16 protein-coding genes are annotated in these 16,628 nt (G+C 46.3%); all 16 read right to left on the bottom strand.

The window, feature by feature from the left end:
• Positions 1–8: 8 nt before the first annotated feature.
• Positions 9–977: an electron transfer flavoprotein subunit alpha/FixB family protein gene (locus ACM6JA_RS16065; protein WP_414853082.1), complete on the bottom strand. Its 969-nt coding sequence runs from the start codon at positions 975–977 to the stop codon at positions 9–11.
• 22 nt (positions 978–999) lie between these two features.
• On the bottom strand, positions 1,000–1,764 hold the full coding sequence (locus tag ACM6JA_RS16060) for an electron transfer flavoprotein subunit beta/FixA family protein (RefSeq protein WP_414853081.1): 765 nt from the start codon (positions 1,762–1,764) through the stop codon (positions 1,000–1,002).
• Positions 1,765–1,766: 2 nt separating this feature from the next.
• Complete coding sequence (locus ACM6JA_RS16055) at positions 1,767–2,543, bottom strand: citryl-CoA lyase (protein WP_414853080.1); 777 nt, start codon at positions 2,541–2,543, stop codon at positions 1,767–1,769.
• Positions 2,544–2,667: 124 nt separating this feature from the next.
• Positions 2,668–3,861, bottom strand: a complete 1,194-nt coding sequence (locus ACM6JA_RS16050) for an acyl-CoA dehydrogenase family protein (RefSeq protein WP_414853079.1) — start codon at positions 3,859–3,861, stop codon at positions 2,668–2,670.
• Positions 3,862–3,894: 33 nt separating this feature from the next.
• Positions 3,895–4,308, bottom strand: a complete 414-nt coding sequence (locus tag ACM6JA_RS16045; RefSeq protein WP_414853078.1) for a MaoC/PaaZ C-terminal domain-containing protein — start codon at positions 4,306–4,308, stop codon at positions 3,895–3,897.
• Positions 4,309–4,335: 27 nt separating this feature from the next.
• A complete protein-coding gene (locus tag ACM6JA_RS16040; protein WP_414853143.1) occupies positions 4,336–4,779 on the bottom strand; it encodes a MaoC family dehydratase N-terminal domain-containing protein in 444 nt (147 codons plus the stop codon).
• A gap of 46 nt (positions 4,780–4,825) precedes the next feature.
• Positions 4,826–5,641, bottom strand: coding sequence for an SDR family NAD(P)-dependent oxidoreductase (locus ACM6JA_RS16035; RefSeq protein ID WP_414853077.1), 816 nt, complete (start codon positions 5,639–5,641; stop codon positions 4,826–4,828).
• A gap of 25 nt (positions 5,642–5,666) precedes the next feature.
• A complete protein-coding gene (locus tag ACM6JA_RS16030; protein WP_414853076.1) occupies positions 5,667–6,845 on the bottom strand; it encodes a lipid-transfer protein in 1,179 nt (392 codons plus the stop codon).
• Between the two features lie 159 nt (positions 6,846–7,004).
• Positions 7,005–8,594 carry a long-chain-fatty-acid--CoA ligase gene (locus ACM6JA_RS16025; protein ID WP_414853075.1) on the bottom strand — a complete coding sequence of 530 codons (1,590 nt, stop codon included), beginning with the start codon at positions 8,592–8,594 and terminating at the stop codon, positions 7,005–7,007.
• A gap of 1 nt (position 8,595) precedes the next feature.
• A complete protein-coding gene (locus ACM6JA_RS16020; RefSeq protein ID WP_414853074.1) occupies positions 8,596–9,561 on the bottom strand; it encodes an MBL fold metallo-hydrolase in 966 nt (321 codons plus the stop codon).
• Between the two features lie 57 nt (positions 9,562–9,618).
• On the bottom strand, positions 9,619–11,508 hold the full coding sequence (locus ACM6JA_RS16015) for an alkyl/aryl-sulfatase (RefSeq protein ID WP_414853073.1): 1,890 nt from the start codon (positions 11,506–11,508) through the stop codon (positions 9,619–9,621).
• A 26-nt stretch (positions 11,509–11,534) separates the two neighbouring features.
• On the bottom strand, positions 11,535–12,782 hold the full coding sequence (locus ACM6JA_RS16010) for an MFS transporter (RefSeq protein ID WP_414853072.1): 1,248 nt from the start codon (positions 12,780–12,782) through the stop codon (positions 11,535–11,537).
• Positions 12,783–12,967: 185 nt separating this feature from the next.
• On the bottom strand, positions 12,968–14,164 hold the full coding sequence (locus ACM6JA_RS16005) for an acyl-CoA dehydrogenase family protein (RefSeq protein ID WP_414853071.1): 1,197 nt from the start codon (positions 14,162–14,164) through the stop codon (positions 12,968–12,970).
• A 1-nt stretch (position 14,165) separates the two neighbouring features.
• Positions 14,166–15,770: a long-chain-fatty-acid--CoA ligase gene (locus ACM6JA_RS16000; protein ID WP_414853070.1), complete on the bottom strand. Its 1,605-nt coding sequence runs from the start codon at positions 15,768–15,770 to the stop codon at positions 14,166–14,168.
• Between the two features lie 201 nt (positions 15,771–15,971).
• A complete protein-coding gene (locus ACM6JA_RS15995) occupies positions 15,972–16,481 on the bottom strand; it encodes an enoyl-CoA hydratase/isomerase family protein (protein ID WP_414853069.1) in 510 nt (169 codons plus the stop codon).
• Between the two features lie 5 nt (positions 16,482–16,486).
• The gene (locus tag ACM6JA_RS15990; protein WP_414853068.1) at positions 16,487–16,627 is read right to left on the bottom strand and encodes a hypothetical protein; all 141 of its coding nucleotides are present in this window, start codon (positions 16,625–16,627) and stop codon (positions 16,487–16,489) included.
• Between the last annotated feature and the right edge of the window lies 1 nt (position 16,628).

Below are 16,628 nucleotides of genomic sequence, written 5' to 3'. Positions count from 1 at the left end.
CTCTTTGTCTATGCGTTTACGAATACTTTCTTGAATTCTTCCGTAAGCAGCGGAACGACTTCAAACAAATCGCCTACAATTCCGTAGTCCGCGACTTGGAAAATCGGAGCTTCCGGGTCTTTGTTGATCGCAACAATGATCTTCGAGTTTGACATTCCTGCCAAATGTTGAATCGCACCTGAGATTCCGCAGGCAATATACAAATCAGGTGTCACCACTTTTCCGGTCTGGCCAATTTGCAGAGAGTAGTCACAATATTCAGCATCGCATGCCCCGCGGGAAGCACCTACCGCACCTCCCAGGACATCAGCCAGCTCCTGAAGAGGCTGGAATCCTTCCGCTGACTTTACTCCGCGTCCTCCTGCGATCACTACTTTTGCTTCTGAAAGGTCTACACCGCCAGTTGTTTTACGTACGACCTCTTTTACGATGGTGCGTAAGTCTTTAATTTCTGCCTCAAATGGCAGGACCTCAATAGATTTGCCGGTTACAACAGCTGAAATATTGTTGGGGCGTATCGTCGCGAATGGGATGCCCGATACTACTTTCTTTTTCTCAAAAGCTTTTCCGGAATAAATCGGTCGTGTAAATAGTACGTCCCCTGCTTCCAACTGAACATCCGTCACATCAGATACAAGACCAAGTCCAAAACGTGCTGCGATGCGCGGTGCAAGGTCTTTCCCAATGGATGTATGTGGCATGAAAATCGCCTCTGGCTCTACTGCTTCCATGACCTGACGCAATGCCTGAAAATGCGCATCGGTGGTATACGTATCCAATTCTTTGTTTTCGACGATGTATAATTTGTCTGCGCCATATTTTCCCGCTATTTCCGCATAGTTCACTGCATCACTGCCGAAGGAGACCGCAATGATCTCCCCTTCTCCCGCAATGCGTTGGGCCGCTGTCAGTGCCTCCAAGGAAACACCTCTTACGTTTCCTGCTTTCGATTCGATTACGACAAGTACTTTTTTCATCTTCTCGCGTCCTCCTCTGTTGTTAAATGACCTTCGCTTCACTGCGAAGAAGTCTGGCCAGATCCGCAGCTTGCTCTAGAATCGTCCCGCTCAAGATACGACCTGCCTCTTTTTTGGGAGGAAAAAACGTCTCCGTAACCACTGTTTTGCCTTCTCCCCCGTCCTCTATCGCTAAATCGCCAATTTCGATTCGCTCGATCGGCTTCTTTTTCGCTTTCATAATGCCAGGCAGGGAAGGATAACGCGGCTCATTCAAGCCTTGTTGTGCTGTGACCAGCACAGGAAGTGTTACAGCAATGATCTCCTTGTCGCCTTCGACATCACGTTCAACCGTGGCCTGCGTGCCATCGATATCCAGCTTGGTAATCGTCGTGACTTGCGGAATATTCAGTTCTTCAGCCAAGCGCGGGCCAACTTGTCCCGAGCCGTAATCAACCGTGACATTTCCCCCGATAATCAGGTCAAATTCACGATCTTTGATGACGGCTGCGAGAATTTTGGCTGCGCTGTATTCATCCAGGTTGAGACCTTCACTATCGACCATGACAGCTTGGTCTGCTCCCATCGCTAGTGCCGTCCGCAATGCGCTCTCTGCCCGTTCAGGTCCAATGGTGATCACAGTTATCTGACCACTGTGTTCATCACGCAGCTTGATTGCCTCTTCAATTGCGTACTCATCATAAGGATTGATGATAAAATTAACGCCTTCTTCGCTGATAGCACCATTTTGAAGCACAATCTTTTCTTCTGTGTCGAACGTTTGCTTGATGATCACGAGAATGTTCATGATTAAATCTCCTTCAAATAAGCCGTATTTTCTTCAATATGATCATAGAGCTTCTGAGCCATGCTCTCTTTTCGACCCGCTTCCATTTCTTCGACGATATGCGCGATCAAACCAATAGCTCGGGCAGCAACGGCAAATGATTTGAGCACACTGAAATGCACGTTCATATCCGAAAGAATTGCCCCAATTGCACCTGCTGCATTCAAAGTCATTTGCTTCCCTTTTTGTTCGCTCAGTTGCTGGTGGATTTCTTGCATTAACGCAATGTGTTTGCCGCTAAACCCTAAATCTTGCGCTAAAGCAAATAACTTAGTCGTACGCGGATCAACTGGCTTGTGGACTGGATGTCCGAATCCCATGATTTGTAATTGTTTTGCTTTCCGTTCTTCCAGAATCCGGTTAGCAGCTTCGCCAATCTCTTGGTCTTCGCCGTATTTCTCCCAGCCTTCTTGCAGCATTTGGGCTGTATTTTCCATCGCTCCAAGATAGACAGAGCCTGCTCCCAGTAATCCCGCTGCTACAGCTGCTTGTACGGCTTCGGGTGCCCCTAAATAAGTAAGTCGAGCAGAAATGGAGCTTGGTGTGAATCCATGCTCACATATGGCTACCATGCAAGCATTGAGCATTTTTGACTCTGCTTCGGTTGGACGGCGATGCATCGCTCCTAAAAACGCCATATCCGCCAAAGTAATATGGCCAATCAAATCCTCGGTTAAGTTGTAGCCATGAACATAGATTGCATCTGGTTTTGACATCCCAATGTTTGTCTCGAACTTCATTCTCACCATACCCTTACCGTTATTTAAATGAAGAAAGACCGCTTTGGGCACCGTGACAAGAAATGGTTTTTCCCGGAATCCACGTTACGCAAAACGGTCAGTTTGGATGGAACTGTCTATTTTTTTACAGGCCAAGGTTTTTCGCGATGATGTTTTTCATGATTTCCGTCGTGCCGCCATAAATCGGCATAACCGCTACATCACGATAACGACGGGCAATCGGATATTCTTCCATAAAGCCGTAACCGCCATGCAGTTGCAAGCAACGTGCAGACATCCTTCGTGTCATTTCTGTAATAGACCATTTCGCCATGGAAATCTCGGTGACGATATTTTCCCCTTGCATATGCTTGGCTGCTAAATTATCCAGGAAGGTCTGCGCCATTTTCAGTTCGGTTGCCATTTCAGCAATTTCAAACTGTGTGTTCTGAAAGGAGCTGATCGGCTTTCCGAACGCATGTCTCTCTTTCACATAGCTCATGGTTGTCTTAAGCATCTCTTCGGCTACGACCAATGCACCCGAGGCGATCAAAAGGCGCTCCTGTTGGAGTTTTTCCATTAAGTAGTAGAAGCCCTGGCCTTCCTCACCGAGTAAATTCGCGACGGGTATGCGTGCGTCTTCGAAAATCAATTCAACCGCATCGGCGGAATGCTGACCCAGTTTTTTGAGCTTCCGTCCACGGGAAAATCCAGGTGTATCCGCATCAACCAAAAGGATACTGATGCCTTTGCGAGCTGGAGTCGCTTTGGGGTCTGTTTTGACCGCAACGAAGAACAGACTTGCATGGAGGCCGTTGGAGATAAACGTCTTCTGTCCGTTCACGATATAGTGATCTCCATCGCGAATAGCTGACGTGCTCATACTCGCCAAGTCTGAGCCAATGCCAGGCTCCGTCATCGCAACAGAGGTTGTAATCTCTCCGCTCACGCATTTTGGCAAATACTTTTTCTTTTGTTCTTCGTTGCCGTAGCGTTCCAGATAGGGCACGATAATCGAAGAGCTCGTGCTCGCCAGCATGCCTACCCCAATGCGGTTTAACTCTTCCGCTAAAACCATATTAAAACCAAAATCGAGTCCAAGACCGTCATACTCCGGTTTTACTTGCGGGCAAAGAAAGCCTTGGGCCCCAAGCTTTTCATAGAATTCACGCGGCGTGCATCTTTCTTCTTCCCATTTCTCAATGTTCGGAATAGCCTCTTTCTCCAGGAATTTTTTCAAAGAATTCCGAAACATTTCGTGCTCTTGGGTGAGAAAAGGTCGATCCCGTTTGAATAGGTCGTATGTTTCTTGTTTGGATGAAATAGTTGTTTTTGACAAAGGACGTCCCTCCAACTCGTCTTGATAAGAACGCTATCTGGCTCGTGACGGCAATGTCGCCTCGAAAATGCCAGCTACCTTCACTTCGCCGTCGCTGTTCTTCGCCAGGACTTCAGCCACCACAATGTTGTCTGGCTTTTTCTCCAGCACCTTGCCTACAATTTGAATTGATTCACCAGGGTAGGTGATTTTGCTGAAACGCACTTGAATTTTCTTGATATTTCTTCTGGAAACCCATGAGGTAACTCCTTGGGATAGCATTCCCATCACCAGCATTCCATGAGCGATGATCTTCATACCGGCTTTCTCTGCGAACTCTTCTACCAAGTGTAGGGGGTGAAAATCACCAGAAGCACCTGCAAAGCGAACGAGTTGGACACGAGTGATGGGTTGCTTTTCCAGGACAGGGAACTCATCGCCTTCCTTTACATCCTCATAAAACATCATTCTGCTCTCCTTTCTTCTCGTGCACGATTAATGGCGATGCACTAGCGTGTTTCGTGTAATGGCTACGAGCTCTCCTCGTTGGTTGCGATACTGATTTTCCGAGGTGATCAAATCCATGGAGCCCGTACTTCCTGTCTTCGTCTCCGCTTGGACAACCTTGCTCGTGACCGACAGCACATCTCCCGCGACAATATCACCCAAATACTCGTAGTATTGCTGGCCATGTAATACTCTCGCCAGGTTTAATTTCAGCTTCTCTACTTTTTCGACTGAGCCCAAGCCCCCCCACAAGTCAATGACTTGCAGGAAGGTTGGCGGGATCGGAATGCCATCGTAGCCTTCTTTTTTGGCTGCCTCTAAATCGTAGTAGATCGGGTTATCGTCACCCAGGGCGAGTGCCAATTCTTTTATTTTTCCTTTTTCGACTGCCATACCATAGGGGGCAAACTCTAGCCCGATCAAGTCCTTCACATTCGACAAGGTACTCACCTCTTTTGAAAATTTTCGAAAGGATGCTTTATGTTAAAGAGCCGCCGTTTACACCGAGCACTTGTCCATTTACATAGTTGGACAATGGCGACGCGAGGAATAAAATGCTTTCGGCTGCTTCTCTACCGCTGCCAACGCGTTTTTGCGGAATATTGTTAATTAATAGGTTCCGTACTTTTTCCGGAATGCCGGCTGCTTCGCCATTGACGATCAAGCCCTCTTCTTTTGGACGGGTAAGACGCGTATCAATGAAACCAAAAGCGACTGCATTGCTGTTGATGTTGAATTGACCCCATTCTTTTGCAACAACCTTGGTTAATCCGATGACCCCCGCTTTGGCAGAAGAATAGTTGGCTTGCCCCATATTGCCTCTTACACCGGAACCAGAGGAGACATTGATAATTTTGCGGTGATGGACAATTCCTTGCTCGATCTCCTTCTTGGCAACGTCGCGCATGTAGGGGGATGCCTCACGAATCAACCGGAATGGTGCGATCAAATGGATGTCTAGCATCGCCTGGAACGCTTCGTCTGTCATTTTGTGAAGTAAGCCGTCAATGCAGTAGCCAGCGTTGTTCACGAGAATATCTAGTCGTCCAAAAGCGGAGATCGTAGCTTCCACCACTTGCTTTGGGTAGACAGGATCGGTTACGTTTCCGCAAAAAGCGATCGCTTCGCTTCCGAGCTCCTTGATCGCGGCAACCACTTCTGCTGCCGGCTCTTCGTCTCGATCTGCCACAACCACACGAGCGCCGTTTTCCGCAAAGATCAAAGCCGTTTCCCGGCCGATTCCACGTCCTGCTCCTGTCACGATTGCTACTTGATTTTCCAACATTTTCGCCATTTGTCTTCTTCCTCTCTATTGGTTTTTAATCCACACGATACATGGTTACGACGCAAGCTCCACCAAGCCCCAGATTGTGCTGCAATGCGACTCGAGCATTGTCCACTTGACGTTTCTGTGCTTGACCGCGCAGCTGCCAGACAAGCTCCGTACACTGGGCCAATCCGGTTGCTCCGATTGGATGACCTTTTGACATCAAGCCGCCGGATGGGTTGACGACCACTTTCCCACCGTATGTGTTATTGCCATCATTGATAAATTTCTCTGCTCCGCCTTCTTCACACAGGCCCAGGCTCTCATACGTGATAACCTCATTCGGTGTGAAGCAATCATGCAGTTCCAGTACATCTACTTCATCAGGTCCGATTCCTGCAGCCGCATAGACTTGCTGAGCGGCACGACGGGTCATGTCGGCACCGACCAGATTGAGGATATTGTCATGGCTGACCTTCAAATCCGTCGTAAGCGCTTGCGCCACTATCTCAACTGCATGGGAAATGCCGTGTTTCTTGGCAAACTCCTCACTGCACACGATTGCCGCTGCAGCTCCGCAGGTTGGTGGGCAAGCCATGAGACGTGTCAAATTAGGCATCAACTCTGGAGCACTCAATACCTCTTCGACTGTCAGTGATTTGGTGAATAGCGAATAGGGATTTTGAATCGCATGGCTTCTTGTTTTCACTGACACCTTGGCAAAAATGTCTGGTTTTGCGTCATACTTATGAAGGTACTCATATCCTGCTGAGCCAAATAACCGAATGGCCCTTGTTGCTTTTGGCGCCTCTGGCCACAGTTCAACCAAGCGCTCTTGTAGCCATTCTGCCGGTGAAGTCCGGTCATCCCAGTGAGACTTCAATGCTCCTGGTTGCATCTCTTCAAAACCAACTGCCAGCGCGCATTCCACTGCTCCTGTTTCAACCGCTTGTCTTGCCAAATAGAGCGCAGTAGAGCCGGAAGAACAGTTGTTATTTACATTAATAATAGGTATTCCTGTCATCCCTACCCGGTATAGTGCTCTTTGACCACATGTGCTGTCCCCGTAAATGTAGCTGGCAAACGCTTGCTGTATTTCGGAGTAGTCAATCCCGGCATCCTCCAAAGCGCCTATTACTGCTTTCGCTGCCATCACTTCATACGGTTCATGTGTCCCTGGTTTTGTAAACGGAATCATATTTACGCCGATGACTTTTACTTTTTTACCCAACAGCCTTCCCTCCTTTGTAAGCTGGATGTAGTTGCTCACCAAGATTATGAATAATTAGAATCTTTAAATTAATGATAAATTTATGCTGGTATTTAATAAAGTTTAGAACACAAAAGGTACGTTAAGAAAAAATTAATCGCCTTTTGCAGCCCAAAAGAATCACTTTTGTTCACGATTTTCCTCAACCAACATACGACGCAGGATTTTGCCGACCGCTGATTTTGGCAATTGTTCCCGGAATTCAATCAGTCTGGGTACTTTGTATCTGGCAAGATGTTCGTTGCACCATTGCATGATTTCCTCTTCTGTCAGCGTATGATCTTTTTTTATGACGATGGCTGCTTTGACTGTTTCTCCACGAAAGGCATCCGGTATCCCAAATGTACATGCTTCTGCTACGGCCGGATGCTGGTACAGAACCTCATCAATCTCGTTAGGATAAATGTTGTACCCTCCCGCGATGATCATTTCTTTTTTTCTACCGACAATGTACAAGAATCCATCTTCATCCATCATGCCTGTATCACCTGTGTAGAGCCAACCGTCACGTAGGGTGTGAGCTGTCTCCTCTGGCTTTTTCCAATAGCCTTTCATGATTTGTGGTCCTTTTAGCAGAATCTCTCCCGTAGCACCGACGGGCATTTCTTCCAAACCTGTCTCGAGATCCACAATTTTTACATCTGAATTCGGGACGGGTATTCCGACACTCCCTGTTTTTCTGACACCTTTTCCAAAGGTTCGAACGGTTACCGCGTTGGATTCCGTCAAGCCATAAGCTTCAGAGATGCGAACTCCCGACTTTTGTTCAAACGCTCGCAGTACTTCCAGCGGGATCGGAGCAGCCCCCGATCTGCATATTTTTAATGAGCGTAAATCATCTTCGTGAAAATTCGGATGATGAATGAGGGCCACAAAGACAGTCGGTGGCGCTGACAGATGAGAAGGTCGATACTTTCGGATGATAGGAAGGGCATCGTTAATACGGAAGTGCTTGATGGGAATATAGGCTGCTGCATGGAAGACGGAGGCGATCATGACCATTAAGCCAGCACCGTGAAACATCGGGAAAACGCCAAGAAATCGTTCTCCTGGACGTTGAAGAGCTCCTTCGTCTGTGATGGAGGTATGGTACGTGGATGCTATTGTATTGTAATGCGTGATCATGACCCCTTTTGGTGTTCCTGTCGTTCCCCCTGTGTACTGGAGCACAGCAATATCTTCTCTACTATTAACTTGCAACGGTGGAAGAGTCTCGTTTTGTTCATCGATCCATCGGGATAAACAGTCATAACCATTTTGAGCGTGATCTGCGTTTATGATCGTAAGCTTGTTTTTAAAACTTGTACGTTCCAGTTTCTCGATCTGGCTGCTATCGCAAATTAACCAATTCGGCTCCGAATCCTCCAGCATAAATTCCAATTCTCGCTGCTGATACATGGGATTCAGTTGAACGACAATCCCACTTAATCTTTGAACAGCGAAATAGGTGATGATGTATTCTTTGCAGTTGTATAGCATGATACCCACACGATCGCCCTTCTTGCATCCACGTCGATACAAGGCAGCGGCCAAGCGGTCCACAGCATGCTTGAGGTCTTTATAGGAGTACGCGATATCCGCTTCGATAACAGCTGTATGATTGGGGAAATCTTGAGCAGCACGCTCCAGAAAATGGTAGATAGAGCAAGAGGGAATTTGTAATTCAAACGGAATCGTTTTCGGATAAAAGGCGTGCCATGGCTTCTTCATGCTACCATGCTCCTTCCATGTTTAGTCCACTCTTGATTTGTTCTTCGGTTATGAATTGATGGGATAACAAATAATCGATTTGCCCCACTGTTTCGAATAAGGTGAAGCCAAAGGTGGATTGATAGCTTTTCGGGAATAAACGCTGACATACCTCAAAAATGGTCATCAATTCTTCCATGAGCCACTCTCTTACTTGCATTGCACGCTCGTGCTGTCTTTCTAACCGATGCTGTATCAATTCGTTCGGATTCAGGATATCTTCTCCATGCCCGGGCAAGACTCTCTGGATCGAAAACGATAACAGCCTGCGAAGTGTTTCGTTCATTTGCAACTGTGGTTTTTCGCGTTCTTCGCCTCTGTGCAGAGGTGGCTCTATAATTGGATTCGGCGAAATATGGGGCAACAATACATCTCCACCGATAAGAATCTTGTCTTGTCGATGAAAAAGTGACAAGTGGCCTTGAGCGTGACCAATCGTATGGAGTGCCATCCACTGTGGGAGTCCAGGTATTTCTGCTCCCTCTTCAACGTAGATATCCAGGCTGCGCTGCGCATTGGAAACAACTTGCCTATGTTTGTAGGCAAGATACGGTTGGGCTATATGAGGAGGTACACCAATCTGATGAAAAAAATCTTGAAAGAAAAAATCATGCTGCTCCAAAAATGAAGAGGTTGGATGCAGCCACCGTTCAGAAGAAGGGTGGCCAATTAACTTCACATCATGATCAAAGTAGTGAACAAGACCTGTATGATCCACATGGGAGTGAGTAAGGATAATCTGCTGAATATCCTTCACCTGATACCCAAGGGATTTCAATTGAGCTGTAAATGCGTCCCAAGCCCCCTTCACGTTTTGGCCTGCATCTACAAGTGTGAGGGTATCGTTATGAATTAGAAAAACGTTGACTCCCTCTGCCTGAAAAGATGTGGGGAGATTGATTTTAGAAATCTTGTCTTTCCCATTCATCGTAGGTTCACCTTCTTTATCGAACGAACGCCCGCCGCTGATAGCCCAAAAATCCCGTTAAGGAGTGACGATATTGGATGAAAGCTGAAAGCTGTCCAATAGAGCGAACAATTCGTTCAGTTTACTTCTGTCGCCAAATAATTCGAGAGAACCATCTGCTATTGCCTGGTCGAGTGTAAGTAGGCCAAGTCCAAGTTTATTAATAGTTGCTTTCTCTACCGTTAGGCTTGCGTCGGGGTGATCGTCCGAGTGATTCGCTTTATGGATGAAGACACTGTTTTCGAGATAAATGGCATACGATTGGCCTGTATCTGATACATTCACATTCATCGTAATTTTTTTACCTTCTGCTTTTGGTCCGTTTACTCTCACAGCGAGCAGCTTCAGGATTTCATCGACTGGCAAATGGAGAGCCGTTGTGGCTGTATGAAAGCCTCCCTGCTTTACACCATTTCGCAATTCATGAGCCCCAGCCAAATAAATGTTTCGCCAGATCACCGATTCCGCCTGATATCCCAGTTGTTCATACGTGTTTTCCAACAAAGCTTTCGCTTCGCCATGATCGGGGGCGGCCATCACGACATGTTTGAGGACCTGAGCCACCCACCGATACTCTCCTCTTTCAAAATCCACCTTTGCCTGATTCATCACATTGGCTGGTCCACCCATATACTGCACATATTTTTTTGCGGCTTCTACTTGCGGCAATGGATCGAGATCAGACGGATGACCGCTATAGTAGCCCAAGTAAAAATTGTAAATCCCCTTGACATTATGCTTCAGCGTGCCATAATACCCTCGATTTCCCCAATATTTATCGAGCGTCTCGGGGAGCTTCATTTCTTCTGCTATTTCCTCCATCGTATAACCATGATTAGCTAGACGCACCGTTTGGTCGTGCATGTATTTGTACAGATCACGCTGCATTTTCAGATGTGCTAAAGCGCTTTCTTTCCCCATCACAGGCCAGGCATGGGCCATCATTAAGGCTTCAATCTCTTTATCCATGAACAAATCAATCGTTTGATCCAGTGCATTCGCCCACGCTAGCGCATCACGCGTTTTTGCACCTCGTACCGTGTAGATTTGATGCATCGATTTATTGGCATTCTCTGAGGCGTAGATGACTTTGTAATCGTGAATATAAAAATGCATCTCGGATGGAGCTTCTGTGTTTAGCGTCAATAAAAAGGTAAAGGTAATGCCATCGATCTCCATCGTGTGTATGTCGTTTTCAATCTCCATCGTTGGCAGTTCAAAGCTGATTCTACCAGAACCCAAACCATGACCAATCCCGACATTTACTTGGCCCTTGGGATCAATCGGCAGCATAGATCCGCTCTGATACTGGGAACGACGGCTCATAATGGTACCTAGCAGCATTTGTTCACTAATTGCTTCTTTTGTAAAATTTTTAGGAGCAATGATGTTTATTTCCGAATTTTCGGAGTATGGTAGCACTCCTTGAATCCCGCCATGATGGTCTACATGACTTTGACTGATAATGACAGCGGTAACCGGTTTTTTCGGTCGATGCTTATAATAAATCTCCATGGCTGCTTGGGCAGATTCTACAGATGTTTGCGTATCACAAACAATGATGCCTGTTTTTCCTTCGATAATAATCGTAGTAGCCAAGCCTTGACCACGAACCTGGTAAATCCCATCTACTACTTTAAACAAACCTGTGATGGCCTGTAATTTTCCATTTCGCCACAAGCTTGGATTGACGGTCTCCGGAGCAGGATCTTGATCAAGAAACGCAATCTTCTCCAAGTCCCATGCGACTCTCCCATTTTCACCCATCACTTTCGTTTCCAAAGGGGCGATAAACCCTCGGTGTGCATCTTCAAAATCTTGATTGTCGTCAAACTTGTACACCTCTTCATGCACCTTTTTTGTATACGTTGTGGCTACACCAGATTGTGTTGATTGATTCAATGTCATACAACATACCTCCAGTTAGCTTTTCTTTAAGCGGTTACCGTTTCAGACATCGTTGCTTCTTTCACGTTATCAGGTTTTACAAACCATAAGAAAAGAATTCCAAAAGTAAGGAACAAGCCCGCCATGATGTAGATCGACTGATGGAAGCCAAGAGCAAGATTGGCGCCAGCAGCTTGTACGAAAACACCTGTAGTAATGGGGGCAATCAACTGGGCAATGTTGTTACCCAAGCTCAAAATACTGGACATGAAGCCAGCTCGATCAGGCATCATTTTGATCAAGATTTGCACCGCCATCGAGACATTCGTATAAGTCGCACCTTTTGCCAAGCAAAGAGCAGCGAAAATCCAGGTGATCGAATTTCCTGCCAGCGGAATGAAAGCAAGAGCGAGTCCACCGATGATCGTGCTAATTCCAGCAATCCAGACACGAGCTTTTCTGTAGCTCTGTGTTTTTTTAAACACGCTGTCGGATAGAGAGGATATGAGAAAAACGAGCACAATGGATACAATGCCTGTTCCCATGATGGTGTAAGCCATCTCCATCGGTTCCAATTTTATTACCTTCGTTAAATAAACAGGAGCCCATAATGCCTGCCACGTGACGAGCCATATCGCAGAGGCCGATAAGGCAATCGTTAAAAAACAGGCGGGGTGACGCAGGACTGGAGCAATATCTGTCCATTTCAATTTGCGAGCCTGCGGTACAGGTGCATTTTGCTTACGTTTGTCTTTACGGTCTACCAGCTTCCAGATGATGAATAGTACCAAACTGGCAAAACCAAGCAGCACAAAGGTCCAACGCCATCCATATGTTTCAATCAAACTGACCAGAATGGGTGCAGAAATGATTCCGCCGATAGATGATCCGGCAATGTAAACGGACACAGCCAAGCCTCGTGACTCTGCGGGGAAAATTTTCGAAATGTGATTCAGCCCCGCTGGAACCATTGGCCCTTCGACTGCCCCCAACAACACGCGATACAAGATCAGCATGATCAATCCCGAAATGGCAAACGAGCCAATTTGAACAAGACTCACGCCGATTAAAACAAGGAAAATCATTTTGGTTGTTCCGAAGCGATCGGACCAAGTTCCTCCAATCAGGCTGGTGACAATGAAAATGATGAAAAAGCTACTCCCGACAATTCCCCATTGCGAAGCGGTTAAGCTAAATTCATTCATGAGAGGTTCAGCTGCGAACCCGATAACGACTTTATCAGCATAGGTAATAAGGGAAGCAAAAAATAATAGCATAAGACTTATCCAACGCATGTCAAACACCCTTTCATCATTTTGTTTACAAGTGCGACCGATACAAGAGTGTTTTCTTTTTCAACGGATAGGATCAGGTAAGATGGATTGTGTGTAGGAATGAACTCCCATATCCCGCATGTTTATTACGTTAGATTGCCTGCTCCTTTCCCTCTGTGTCTGAAAATTGCTGATGAGACGCAGCTCTACATTCCCAAATTTTTTGCAATAATGGTCTTCATGATTTCCGTCGTGCCCCCGCCAATTGCCAAAACAGGAATGTCACGATAACGGCGGGCAATCGGATACTCCTCCATAAAACCGTATCCCCCATGCAATTGTAAGCAACGGGCAGCGATTCGCTTTACCATTTCCGGTACAAATGCTTTTGCCATGGATACCTCCGTATCGATTTTTTCGCCCTTCATATGACGCGAAATGATGTCATTCAAGAAGCTACGTGCCAATGACATTTCTGTTGCCATCTCTGCGATTTCGAACTGGGTATTTTGGAAGCTGCTGATAGGCTTTCCGAATGCTGTTCTTTGCTTGACATAGGCAATTGTCGACTTCAGCATCTCTTCCGCGACGATATAGGCAGAGTTTGCCGCACTGATACGCTCTTGTGCCAGTTTATCCATCAGTATGCGAAAGCCTTTCCCCTCTTCACCCAGCAGGTTCGATACAGGAACGCGGACATCTTCAAAGATGAGCTCTGTCGTATCCCAGGATCGCTGACCTAATTTTTTCAATTTACGGCCATTGGAAAAGCCAGGTGTCCCTCTTTCTACAATGATAACGCTTACACCTTTGTGGGCAGGAACAGCATTCGGATCTGTTTTTACGACAACAAAGAACAATTCCGCATTCAAGCCATTAGAGATGAAGGTTTTCTGCCCGTTAATGACATAGTGTTCGCCATCTCTGACGGCACTCGTCCGTATACTGGCCAAATCTGATCCTGTACCTGGTTCTGTCATGGCAACACCTGTAATGATCTCACCACTGACAAATTTGGGTAAATATTTTTTCTTCTGTTCTTCTGTCCCGTACGTTTCCAGATAAGGAACGGTAATCGTGCTGTGCAAGGATGCTCCTACAATACCGCCCCCTATTCGATGCGCTTCTTCTCCAAGGATTAAATTAAATCCGAAATCGAGTCCGAGCCCGCCATATGCTGGATCGACCTGTGTAGCGAGAAACCCTTGCTCACCCATTTTCGTAAAAACTTCGCGGGGGGTGTACTGGTTCTCTTCCCACTCCTCTAGGTGGGGGGCGACCTCTTTATCGATAAACTTGCGAAGAGATGTCCGAAACATCTCGTGTTCTTCCGTAAAATACGACCGTTTTGTTTTGAATAGATCGTATGTAGCTTGCTTCACTTGATAAGCTGTATTGGACATATCAATTTCCTCCATTCCTAATTTGTTCACGATTTTCCTCAACGAGCACCCTACGCAAAATTTTGCCGACCGCAGATTTCGGTAATTGTTCCCTGAATTCTATCTGCTTGGGGACTTTGTATTTGGCCAATCGCTCTCTGCACCATTCCACGATCTCTTCTTCCGTTAAGGAATGTCCCTGCTTTACAACAATCACTGCTTTGACCGTTTCCCCGCGGTAAGCATCTGGTATACCAAATGTACAGGCTTCGGCAATAGCTGGATGCTCATACAATACTTCGTCAATCTCGTTTGGATAAATATTGTACCCACCTGCAATGATCATTTCCTTTTTACGTCCGACAATGTACAGGAACCCATCCTGATCCATGATTCCTGTATCCCCTGTATGGAGCCACCCGTCACGTAGCGTCCGAGCTGTCTCCTCTGGTTTTTTCCAGTAACCCTTCATAATCTGAGGTCCCTTTAACAGAATCTCACCTGGTTCGCCTACTGGCAGTTCTCGTAGACCTGTTTCGAGATCCACAATTTTAACGTCAGAGTTGGGTACCGGGATACCCACACTGCGCGGCTTTCTTTCCCCGGTCTGAAAGGTACGAAGCGTAATGGTAGCTGATTCGGTCAGTCCATACACTTCTGAGATACGCACTCCCGATTTTTGTTCAAAAGCTCTCAGCACTTCCAGTGGCATCGGTGCCGCACCCGATCTACATACTTTTAACGAGCGTAAATCGTCGTCTTTAAAATCAGGATGCTGTAACATGGCGACAAAAGCTGTCGGCGGTGCAGAAAGCTGTGAAGGGCGGTACTTTCGAATTAGGGGCAGGGCCTCTTGGATACGGAAATGTCTAATGGGAATATAGACGCTCGCATAGTAAATGGCGGACAACATGACCATCAGTCCAGCTCCGTGAAACATCGGAAATACACCAAAAAAGCGTTCATCTGGACGACGAAGAGCCCCATCGTCTGTGACAGCAGTATGATATATATTGGCGGCAGAATTGTAATGGGTGATCATGACGCCTTTGGGTGTTCCCGTCGTTCCGCCTGTATACTGAAGAAAAGCAATATCATCTTGACTGTCGATCACAAGCGGCGGGAGCTCGTCGTTTTCTTCCTCGATCCAATCGAAAAAATAGGCATCCCCATTATGATCGCTATCCGTGGTAATGACCGTAAGCTTCGGTCTATAGCGCATACGCTCCAATTTCTCTATTTGATTACTCTCGCAAACCAACCACGTCGGCTCTGCATCATCCATCATAAAATTTAATTCATGCTGCTGGTACATAGGATTCAGCTGCACGACAATACCACCTAGACGTTGTACACCGAAAAAAGCAATGACATATTCTTTGCAGTTGTACAACATGATCCCCATCCGCTCGCCTTTTTTAAATCCTCGTCGATGCAGAGCTGCTGCAAAGCGGTCAACCCCAAGCTTGAGTTCGGAATAGGTGATGGTTGTGTCACTCTCTATGATAGCTGCATGATCGGGAAAATCTTGACTTGCCCGCTCCAGAAAATGGTAGATAGAACAAGACGGAATTTCCAATTCAAATGGAATCGGTTTCGGATAAAACGCATGCCATGGTTTTTTCATGTTCAAAACGCTCCTCCATACTGACATAACCATCATTGACGAAATAGTAAGAATCTTGAATCAATGATATTTTTACACCGCTCGTTTTAAAAGTTTAGAAATGAAAAGATATGTTTAAAAAATCTTAATCCAAAAAAGAATGCCATTACCTTCCACAAAAATGCGGTGGACGTTTTTCCATAAAAGCGGCTACTCCCTCTTTTACATCCTCTGTTTGAAAGCATAAGCCTTGTCCGCACGTTCTATTTCTAAAAAATCCTCTAACGTGACATTGGTGCTGCGATTAACGAGTTGCTTGATCAACCCGATCAACAGACTCGGTCCTTCTGCTAGCGTATTGGCGATTGAATTGGCCCGATCAATCAACTCATCATCATCCACGACTTCATTGATCATTCCGAGCTGAAAAGCCTGTTCGGCCGAGATGCGGTCCCCCAGCATCATCAATTGCTTTGCTCGGTGAGGCCCAACGATTTGCGTTAAAAAATGAAGGGCACCAAAGTCAGGAAGAGCGCCTACTTTCACAAAACTCTGGATAAAGAAAGCAGAACGAGACGCTATTATCGGCTTTTCCACATTTCTGATCAAGTGCAGAAGCTGATGAATTTGTTTCAACCTCTTTCGAGTAACAAATGCATCATACGTATCGCCTTGAACGTTTTTCAGATTCCCTCCGGCTGAGAATACTTTTACTACGCCGGTAATGACCACAACCTTTATCCGGTCGTCATATTGAGCGGCTGCAAGGTATCTATCATGGGCGACATGACTTCCGTAATCGGATTTCGGAGCTTTGATCTATTCATTTTCAGTACGCATACCTTGTCACCCGTGTTCATTTCGCCACCTCTATTCATC

The sequence above is a fragment of the Brevibacillus sp. IT-7CA2 genome (assembly GCF_949767855.1).
In the GTDB taxonomy this organism is placed as follows: domain Bacteria; phylum Bacillota; class Bacilli; order Brevibacillales; family Brevibacillaceae; genus Brevibacillus.
The sequence above is the reverse complement of the archived record's forward strand: the minus strand, read 5'-3'. Positions and strand labels throughout refer to the sequence as shown.

Excerpts from the sequence above, each read along its gene's own strand:
- ACM6JA_RS16065 (WP_414853082.1), bottom strand. The coding sequence starts at position 977 with ATGAAAAAAGTACTTGTCGTAATCGAATCGAAAGCAGGAAACGTAAGA.
- ACM6JA_RS16060 (WP_414853081.1), bottom strand. The coding sequence starts at position 1,764 with ATGAACATTCTCGTGATCATCAAGCAAACGTTCGACACAGAAGAAAAG.
- ACM6JA_RS16055 (WP_414853080.1), bottom strand. The coding sequence starts at position 2,543 with ATGAAGTTCGAGACAAACATTGGGATGTCAAAACCAGATGCAATCTAT.
- ACM6JA_RS16045 (WP_414853078.1), bottom strand. The coding sequence starts at position 4,308 with ATGATGTTTTATGAGGATGTAAAGGAAGGCGATGAGTTCCCTGTCCTG.
- ACM6JA_RS16035 (WP_414853077.1), bottom strand. The coding sequence starts at position 5,641 with ATGGCGAAAATGTTGGAAAATCAAGTAGCAATCGTGACAGGAGCAGGA.
- ACM6JA_RS16025 (WP_414853075.1), bottom strand. The coding sequence starts at position 8,594 with ATGAAGAAGCCATGGCACGCCTTTTATCCGAAAACGATTCCGTTTGAA.
- ACM6JA_RS16020 (WP_414853074.1), bottom strand. The coding sequence starts at position 9,561 with ATGAATGGGAAAGACAAGATTTCTAAAATCAATCTCCCCACATCTTTT.
- ACM6JA_RS16015 (WP_414853073.1), bottom strand. The coding sequence starts at position 11,508 with ATGACATTGAATCAATCAACACAATCTGGTGTAGCCACAACGTATACA.
- ACM6JA_RS16010 (WP_414853072.1), bottom strand. The coding sequence starts at position 12,782 with ATGCGTTGGATAAGTCTTATGCTATTATTTTTTGCTTCCCTTATTACC.
- ACM6JA_RS16005 (WP_414853071.1), bottom strand. The coding sequence starts at position 14,164 with ATGTCCAATACAGCTTATCAAGTGAAGCAAGCTACATACGATCTATTC.
- ACM6JA_RS16000 (WP_414853070.1), bottom strand. The coding sequence starts at position 15,770 with ATGAAAAAACCATGGCATGCGTTTTATCCGAAACCGATTCCATTTGAA.
- ACM6JA_RS15990 (WP_414853068.1), bottom strand. The coding sequence starts at position 16,627 with ATGAATAGAGGTGGCGAAATGAACACGGGTGACAAGGTATGCGTACTG.